The 7,801-nt window shown below is 45.1% G+C and carries 8 protein-coding genes; 3 read left to right on the top strand and 5 right to left on the bottom strand.

Annotated elements, in window-relative coordinates:
* Positions 1–393: 393 nt before the first annotated feature.
* The gene (gene psaC, locus PN470_RS00050; RefSeq protein ID WP_002734319.1) at positions 394–639 is read right to left on the bottom strand and encodes a photosystem I iron-sulfur center protein PsaC; all 246 of its coding nucleotides are present in this window, start codon (positions 637–639) and stop codon (positions 394–396) included.
* Between the two features lie 251 nt (positions 640–890).
* Here psaC and acs point away from each other — a divergent pair, with 251 nt between their 5' ends.
* The 3 genes from acs to PN470_RS00035 all read left to right on the top strand — a co-directional run bounded on the left by acs (position 891) and on the right by PN470_RS00035 (position 4,366).
* On the top strand, positions 891–2,861 hold the full coding sequence (gene acs / locus PN470_RS00045; protein WP_272103275.1) for an acetate--CoA ligase: 1,971 nt from the start codon (positions 891–893) through the stop codon (positions 2,859–2,861).
* 365 nt (positions 2,862–3,226) lie between these two features.
* Positions 3,227–3,802: a hypothetical protein gene (locus tag PN470_RS00040; RefSeq protein WP_271937984.1), complete on the top strand. Its 576-nt coding sequence runs from the start codon at positions 3,227–3,229 to the stop codon at positions 3,800–3,802.
* A 39-nt stretch (positions 3,803–3,841) separates the two neighbouring features.
* The gene (locus PN470_RS00035; RefSeq protein ID WP_193979640.1) at positions 3,842–4,366 is read left to right on the top strand and encodes a GNAT family N-acetyltransferase; all 525 of its coding nucleotides are present in this window, start codon (positions 3,842–3,844) and stop codon (positions 4,364–4,366) included.
* 127 nt (positions 4,367–4,493) lie between these two features.
* Here the strand turns inward: PN470_RS00035 and PN470_RS00030 are convergent, their stop codons facing one another.
* The 4 genes from PN470_RS00030 to rimI all read right to left on the bottom strand — a co-directional run bounded on the left by PN470_RS00030 (position 4,494) and on the right by rimI (position 7,765).
* Positions 4,494–5,000 carry a DUF1269 domain-containing protein gene (locus tag PN470_RS00030; protein ID WP_002731545.1) on the bottom strand — a complete coding sequence of 169 codons (507 nt, stop codon included), beginning with the start codon at positions 4,998–5,000 and terminating at the stop codon, positions 4,494–4,496.
* Between the two features lie 97 nt (positions 5,001–5,097).
* Positions 5,098–5,715, bottom strand: a complete 618-nt coding sequence (locus tag PN470_RS00025; RefSeq protein WP_042790431.1) for a CP12 domain-containing protein — start codon at positions 5,713–5,715, stop codon at positions 5,098–5,100.
* 242 nt (positions 5,716–5,957) lie between these two features.
* Positions 5,958–7,148 carry a glycosyltransferase family 4 protein gene (locus PN470_RS00020; protein ID WP_045357137.1) on the bottom strand — a complete coding sequence of 397 codons (1,191 nt, stop codon included), beginning with the start codon at positions 7,146–7,148 and terminating at the stop codon, positions 5,958–5,960.
* Positions 7,149–7,186: 38 nt separating this feature from the next.
* Positions 7,187–7,765, bottom strand: coding sequence for a ribosomal protein S18-alanine N-acetyltransferase (rimI, locus tag PN470_RS00015; protein ID WP_271937987.1), 579 nt, complete (start codon positions 7,763–7,765; stop codon positions 7,187–7,189).
* Positions 7,766–7,801 lie beyond the last annotated feature (36 nt).

Below are 7,801 nucleotides of genomic sequence, written 5' to 3'. Positions count from 1 at the left end.
TCATCGGGTAATTTTGAGAGATTGGCCAGGGTTCTTTTTTTGACTTGATCTCCTTCTCGGTAGGACTCCCGAAGAAGAACGGCGGGGGGGGAATTACGGTTAGGAACTTTTTCTATATACATGGCTATCATTCTAGCAAATGGAGAGAATTCTTGTCCATTAAGAAATGTTACAAATTACATGGGTACATTAAGATAAGTTAAGGGGTGTATCCATTGATGGATAAGGGTTTTCGGTTATTATAGTATATATGTATGGGGAAAGTTCAGTAATTCAGCCAGCCCTAACTAAAATCTTCACTAGCGACGGGAGTATAACGAAAAAAGAGGACTGGTTAGTCCTCTTAACAAGATTAGTTTTCGCTAAATGTTAAACACAGAATGATTGCCGGGCCTAGTAGGCTAGACCCATGCTGCGGGTGGTTTCTGCTCCGAGATAAACCCGAATGCTTAAGAAATCCGTCGGACAAGCGGTTTCGCAACGCTTACAACCAATACAGTCTTCCGTGCGGGGAGAGGAGGCAATCTGGGCAGCTTTACAGCCATCCCAGGGGACCATTTCCAGCACGTCGAGGGGACAAGCCCGAACGCATTGGGTGCAACCGATACAGGTATCGTAAATTTTAACGCTATGAGACATTGAATTATGACTCCTTACCGAGTGTTCTCCATGTTAAATTTCGGGTTTATCGGTTAGTTTACCTTACAGCGATCTGTTCATCGCTCGATCGGTGACATAACTTTAAACTCTGTAACACTTGGGGACAAATTGCGATCGCTGGTCAGGGATCGGGCAATCCTAAAATAGCCTTAAAGAATTGCTTGCCAAGGTTACGGGGGGAACCGAAAAAGGTAATCTGGATCGCAAGATAATTTATTTCGTTTGCCAGTATGACAGAAATAGCGATCGAATCGATCCTACAGGAAAATCGGCTGTTTCCTCCCAGTGCCGAATTTGCTCAGAATGCCACCATTAAAAGCTTTGAAGAATACCAGCAACTCTACGCCAAAGCCAAGGCCGATCCCCAGGCTTTTTGGGCTCAATTAGCCGAAAAAGAACTACATTGGTTTGAAAAATGGTCAGAGACTCTTGACTGGCAGCCCCCCTTTGCTAAATGGTTCGTCAACGGCAAGATTAATATTTGTTACAACTGTATTGACAGACATCTCACCACCTGGAGACGCAATAAAGCCGCCATCATCTGGGAAGGAGAACCGGGAGACAGCCGCACCATTACCTACGAACAGCTACACCGAGAAGTCTGTCAATTTGCCAACGCTTTAAAAGAATTAGGCGTGAAAAAAGGCGATGTGGTCGGAATTTATCTGCCGATGATTCCCGAAGCGGCCATCGCCATGTTAGCCTGTGCCAGAATTGGCGCGCCCCACAGTGTAGTTTTTGGGGGATTTAGTGCCGATGCTTTGCGCGATCGTCTTAATGATGCGGCCGCTAAGGTGGTAATCACTGCCGATGGTGGTTTCCGCAAGGATAAAGTCGTTGCCCTCAAGGAACAGGTGGATCTGGCTCTAGCCGATAATAGCGCCCCCAGTGTGGAAAAAGTTCTCGTTGTCCAACGCAGCAAGGAACCCATCAATATGGTTGCCGATCGCGATTACTGGTGGCATGATCTACAAAAACAGGTATCTGCTAACTGTCCGGCCGAACCGATGGATAGCGAAGATATGTTATTTATCCTCTATACCAGTGGTTCCACCGGCAAACCGAAAGGAGTCGTCCACACCACCGGCGGTTATAATCTCTACACCCATGTCACCAGCAAATGGATTTTTGACCTGAAAGACACCGATGTTTACTGGTGTACTGCCGATGTGGGGTGGATTACCGGCCATAGTTATATCGTTTACGGACCGCTTTCCAATGGTGCAACCACGGTAATGTATGAAGGGGTTCCCCGTCCCTCTAATTTAGGCTGTTTTTGGGATGTAATCGAGAAATATCGCGTTAATATCTTTTATACTGCCCCCACTGCTATCCGCGCTTTTATCAAAATGGGTGAAGATATCCCCAATAGCCGGGATTTATCCTCTTTGCGCTTACTGGGAACTGTGGGAGAACCGATTAACCCAGAAGCGTGGATGTGGTATCACCGGGTTATCGGTAAAGAAAAATGTCCGATTGTCGATACTTGGTGGCAAACGGAAACCGGGGGGATTATGATTACTCCCTTACCCGGGGCAATTGCCACCAAACCGGGGTCAGCAACCCTACCTTTTCCCGGTATTATCGCCGCAGTGGTGGACTTAGAGGGCAATCCCACCCACGCGAATGAGGGGGGTTATCTGGTGGTCAAATATCCCTGGCCCGGTATGCTACGAACAGTCTATAAAAATCCCGATCGCTTCCGCAATACCTACTGGGAACAGATCGCCCCCAAAGATGGCCAATATCTCTATTTTGCTGGAGATGGTAGTCGTCAGGACGAGGACGGTTATTTCTGGGTAATGGGGCGCGTTGATGACGTGATTAGCGTTTCTGGCCACCGTTTAGGGACAATGGAGATCGAATCAGCTTTAGTATCTCATCCCGCGGTAGCGGAGGCGGCTGTAGTGGGACGACCGGATGAAATTAAAGGGGAAGAAGTCTATGCTTTTGTGACTCTCGAGGGACATTATGAAGCGAGTCCGGAGTTAGCGCAAGCATTAAAGGATCACGTTGTCAAGGAAATTGGCATTATTGCTCGACCGGGAGAAATCCGTTTTACCGATGTACTGCCAAAAACGCGATCGGGTAAAATTATGCGTCGTCTCTTGCGAACTTTAGCATCAGGTCAAGAGATTTCTGGTGATACTTCTACTCTAGAAGATCGATCGGTTTTGGACAAATTGCGCCAAGGTGCCTAATTTAATTGGCAGTTTTTCCTAGTAGTTAGGGTGAGGAATAAGAGTTAATCTTATCTCACTCTAACGGGAGTGATCCTCGCTGAACATATTTGCTCAAGCAGCAAAGCTATAGCTAATAATAATCCTCTTTAAAAGGTATGTGATAAGTTTAGATTATCTAGAAGCGATCAATCTTTGTTTCCTTTGTGTCTTTGTGGTTCGTTCCACTCGGTCTCGCGTAGCGAGCGTGTTGCGACCACCAGCAGGAATGTATCCTATAATATATTTTACCCACCGAACCCAAGAGAGCCGATCATACTTCATGTTTATAAGAAAGGCTATAATAATAAAAATAAGAGCAAATTAAAATTATAGGAGTTTAATCAATGACTACCACCACTGCTACCGATAATGATTTAAAAAGACTAGAAGATTTAATCCTCAATGGACAGAAGATAATCGAACATCGATTCAACGAGATCGACAATCGACTCACTACCATGGACAATCGACTCACTACCATGGACAATCGACTCACTACCGTGGACAATCGACTCACTACCATGGAAATTCGACTCACTACCATAGAAACTCGACTCATTGAGGTGGACAATCGACTCACTACCGTGGACAATCGACTCACTACCGTGGAAACTCGACTCACTACCACGGAAACTCGACTGATTGAGGTGGACAATCGATTGAAGGTGATTGAGAATGGACAAGCGGAAATAAAAGCTGATGTCAAAAATATTCAAAAAGATACTACCGATTTAAAGATTGAACTGACGGAAGTTAAAGGTGATATTAAAACTCTTGATAGTAAATTTGATGACATGAATAAACGCTTAGAGAAAGTCGAAGGAACCCAAAAGAATCAAATTTGGACATTGATAACTGTCTTAAGTGGTTCCCTACTAGCAGTGGGATTTAGAAGTTTTTTTATCAACAATAATCCCTAATCTCAGCAAGAGAATTGCTATAATTTGCTCACTAAAACAATGAAAAGCGATCGCCTAATTCTCCGTCCTTGGCAACTACCCGCAGACAAAGAGTCTTTTTTTCAGATCTATCAAAATTCCGAAGTCACTGATTTTTTACCGAGAATTCGTCAGTTAGCCACGGATATTGAGAGTTTAAATGCCCATTTTTCCGAAAGATTAGCAACTATTCGTAATCAGGGTAATGGCAGCGATTGGTGGGCAATGATCGATCAAAAAAATAATCAGATTATCGGTTCGATAATTTTACAGAATTTACCCGATAACTACGGTTATCCTACCCCAGATAGCGAAATTGGTTGGCATTTACGGCGCGATTATTGGGGACAAGGATATATAACCGAAGCGGCTAAAGTTATTCTGGAATACGGCTTAATCACCTTACAATTGCCGATTATCTACGCAGTGGTTAATCCCGATAATTATCGCTCAATTCGTGTCACGGAAAGATTAGGAATGCAATCAATGGGATTAACGAATAAATACTACGACACTGAAGCACTTTTATTCTCGATCGAAGCTTAAAGTTCATTAATAATTATTGATTGTTTCTTATTTTATAGCTGCTGTGGTTGTCATGCTAAACCCATTCTTGTTCAAAAAGCAAAAAGGGAAATATATTCCCTTTTTCTAGCTTTTATGGATCCATATCCTAAACGGTTTCGGGTTTAACACCTCTTTGGTCGAGAACTTTCTGTAATTCCGCTTCGTCGGTTTTGGTCAAAGAAGTGCGTAACACTTTACCTCCGTAGGGCGCCACTTCATCGAGGACCTTATCGGGGGTAACTTTTTGGACGAGAACAAAAAGAGCAGAGGTACTGGGCTGCAGGGTTTCTCCCAATTCGCGCATAAAATTGTCATCCACACCGATATCACTTAAAGCACCTCCCAAAGCACCACCAGCAGCACCGAGGACGGCCCCTAATAAGGGGGATAAAAAGAGCATTCCGATTAATAACCCCCAGAAACTGCCACTAGCGGCTCCTGCTGCCGTTAAATTGACCGCTTGCTTGAGTTTAATCTGGCCATCTTTGTTTTTAACCACTACGGCAGCATCTTCTAACTCGATCAGATGTTCCTGTTGCAGTTTAGCCAAAGTTAAACGAACTTCTTCTGCTTTAAATTCGTCCTCATAGGCGATGACAAATAGATCAGCCATAATTTTTCCTCGATTATTAGCAAATAAAACCTTTATACACTACTTTTGCCGGATTAAAAAGTTTGAGGTATCGGAGAATACCGAAAACCCATGGCGATTAGGTGTCATAGATACGCGCTTCAAAAGCATCGGGATTTTCTTGACAGTATTCCTCAAAATAGGTTTTTTCCGGTTTTTTAGCGCGTTGGTGTGCCAATTCTGCCTGTAATTCCTCAACAATATCCCAAGCTGCGGCACAATCGGGAGAATTTGCCCCTTTTTCAGCACAGACTGCCCGGGCAATATCTCTCGCTTTGATAATCTCCGCTTCTAAATCAAGACTGCGGGGCTTCTCGACGGCGTTACCTTTATGGAGGATGTCACTAACAGAGATAACACCGAGCAAACCGCCTTTAATTACCGGTGCGAAACGAATACCGGTATTAGCAAATAAGCGGGCTACATATTCAACCCCGAGGTCGGGATTAATCACGATGCAGGGTTTGCTCATCACTTCATAGACGCGCACTTTTTGCGGATCTTGACCGAAAGCGACGACTTTATAGACAATATCGGTTTCGGTGATAATTCCGTAAGCATCTTCATCGTGACGGCGATCAACAATGAGAGTTCTAATGTTCTTTTCTCTCATCAATTGCACCGCTTTGGCAACGGTTTCAGAACCTTTAATCTTGGCCACCTCCGTGGTCATAATTTCAGCTGCTTTCATAGTCATATTTGGAGAAGTTAAGTTGTGCCTTTGTTATTTTAAGACATAAACTGACCCCTAATACTGACGGCGGCTCTCTTAGGTTTGGTGGGTAAAATGTATTCTAAGATACATTCTCAAGAGCGAGGGGGTGGAACGAACCACAAAGACACAAAGGACACAAAGATTGATCGATCCTATGTAAGTTAAACTTATCACACAGAACCTAGAAGAGCCTGACGGCTGACGGCTAAAAAACCGCTCCCTGATTAACGCCATTCCACCAGTTGTCGTTCTTGGACAACCAAACCATATACTGTCTCGGTTTGACGGGCTAAATTTGCCCAATGAAAGCGTTTTTCTAGGTCTTCGTAGGCGTTATTAGCTAATTCGTGGGCGTATTCAGGATGATTTAAAACCTCTAAAATGCCCCAAGCGAGGGAATCGGGATTATTGACCCGGGTGACAATTCCCGTTTGACCATGACGGACAACTTCGGGAAAACCGCAGGTATCGGAAACTACCACGGGAACCCTAGCGGCGAAACTTTCCAGGGCGACAATGCCAAAAGGTTCGTAAAGACTGGGAAAAACGGCACAATCGGCCACGGTTTGGAAGCGATCGAGGTTTTCATCGGACATAAAGCCCGTAAAATAACAATGATGCCAGATACCGAGATGCCAGGCCTGTTGTTTAAGTTTGTCGGTATTGCCGCCACCGATAATAACAAATTTAGTTTTAGCCCCAGTCTGAGCGAGGACTTTTGGGGCAGCGTTGAGTAACACCGAAACCCCCTTTTCAAAGGTCATGCGCCCGACGTAATAGACGATTTTTTCGTAATCTTCGGCATATTGATGACGAAAAGCTCGGTAATCAAAGTTAGGGTCTCTTTGCTTTTTCTCGGCCCGAATACCGTTATAAACCACATCGATTTTATCCCAGGGTGCGCCCAAGGCCCGATGGACTTCATGACGCATATAGCCGGTACAGACGATGACGCGCCAAGCATTATAGACGAGGGTTCCCTCTTTGCCGGCGATATAGCGTTGGGTGTCGGTGTGCAGTCCGTTATAACGTCCGTATTCCGTGGCGTGAATCGTGGCAATCAGGGGTATTTTAAAGAGATGTTTCAAGGCGATGGCTGCATCCCCTACTAACCAATCGTGGGCATGAACAAGGTCAAATTTTCCGTATTCGGCGATTAGTTTGCCGCCTTGTTGCCCCATGCTGTTATTCATGTTGACCACCCAATGGAAAAAGTCATTGCCGGGGGGTACGGGGACGCGGTGGATGTGAATACCTTCCACCAGTTCATAACTGGGGGCCTGACCGAATTCGATCGTGATTAAATGGACTTCATGACCGAGTTTGACGATTTCGGGATAGAGTTCGGCAACATGACGGGCGATACCGCCCACTAATCGCGGTGGAAATTCCCACGCCAAGACTAAAATCCTCATTTTTCCCTAACCTCGACCTGATTTAAGCTTGTAGGTAATCATTGCATCCCCATGGTATCTATTTTGGCTCTGGTTTCTTCCTCTAATTGCCACTCTCCCTGCCCCAGTCTGGAGAGGATTTCTTGTCGCCACTTGTTTAATTGTTCCTGAAAAGCGGCCGTTTGTAGATCGTTGCGCCAGAAAATTAGGGCCGATTCGCCAGTTTGCGAATAATAATTTTTCCGCTCTCCAGCGATGCGGAAGCCAAAATGCTCGTAGAGTGCGATTGCTGACTGGTTCGATACCCTTACCTCTAGCGTAGCCCTTTCCAGTTGTCTTTGTACAGCCTTCTCCAGAAGTTTGTAGAGAAGCAGTTTTCCTAATCCTTGTCTTTGATAGTCGGGATAAATTGCCAGGAGGGTAATATGCGCTTCTTCGAGAATTGCCCAAGAACAAGCCAATCCGATTAGGGTTTCGTCCTTCTGGTCTAGGGTAAGAATTAATAATTCACTGTTGGGGCTGTTTAATTCTCGTTCATAACCAGATAGGGTCCAAATACCGCCGAGACTGCGGCGATCAAGTGCTACCATGGCGGCAAGATGCGGCGATTTTGGGGTTTTAAGCTGGATTTTTGGCATTTATCGGGGAACGGGAGTGGGGTGTGGGGTGTAGGG

It is taken from the genome of Microcystis sp. CS-574 (genome assembly GCF_028329095.1).
In the GTDB taxonomy this organism is placed as follows: domain Bacteria; phylum Cyanobacteriota; class Cyanobacteriia; order Cyanobacteriales; family Microcystaceae; genus Microcystis; species Microcystis ichthyoblabe_A.
Note: the sequence above shows the minus strand (reverse complement) of the source record. Positions and strands in the feature narration are given on the sequence as shown.

Coding starts and splice junctions, on each gene's coding strand:
- acs (WP_272103275.1), top strand. CDS start 891: ATGACAGAAATAGCGATCGAATCGATCCTACAGGAAAATCGGCTGTTT.
- PN470_RS00020 (WP_045357137.1), bottom strand. CDS start 7,148: ATGAGGATTTTAGTCTTGGCGTGGGAATTTCCACCGCGATTAGTGGGC.
- PN470_RS00025 (WP_042790431.1), bottom strand. CDS start 5,715: ATGACTATGAAAGCAGCTGAAATTATGACCACGGAGGTGGCCAAGATT.
- PN470_RS00035 (WP_193979640.1), top strand. CDS start 3,842: ATGAAAAGCGATCGCCTAATTCTCCGTCCTTGGCAACTACCCGCAGAC.
- PN470_RS00040 (WP_271937984.1), top strand. CDS start 3,227: ATGACTACCACCACTGCTACCGATAATGATTTAAAAAGACTAGAAGAT.
- psaC (WP_002734319.1), bottom strand. CDS start 639: ATGTCTCATAGCGTTAAAATTTACGATACCTGTATCGGTTGCACCCAA.
- rimI (WP_271937987.1), bottom strand. CDS start 7,765: ATGCCAAAAATCCAGCTTAAAACCCCAAAATCGCCGCATCTTGCCGCC.
- PN470_RS00030 (WP_002731545.1), bottom strand. CDS start 5,000: ATGGCTGATCTATTTGTCATCGCCTATGAGGACGAATTTAAAGCAGAA.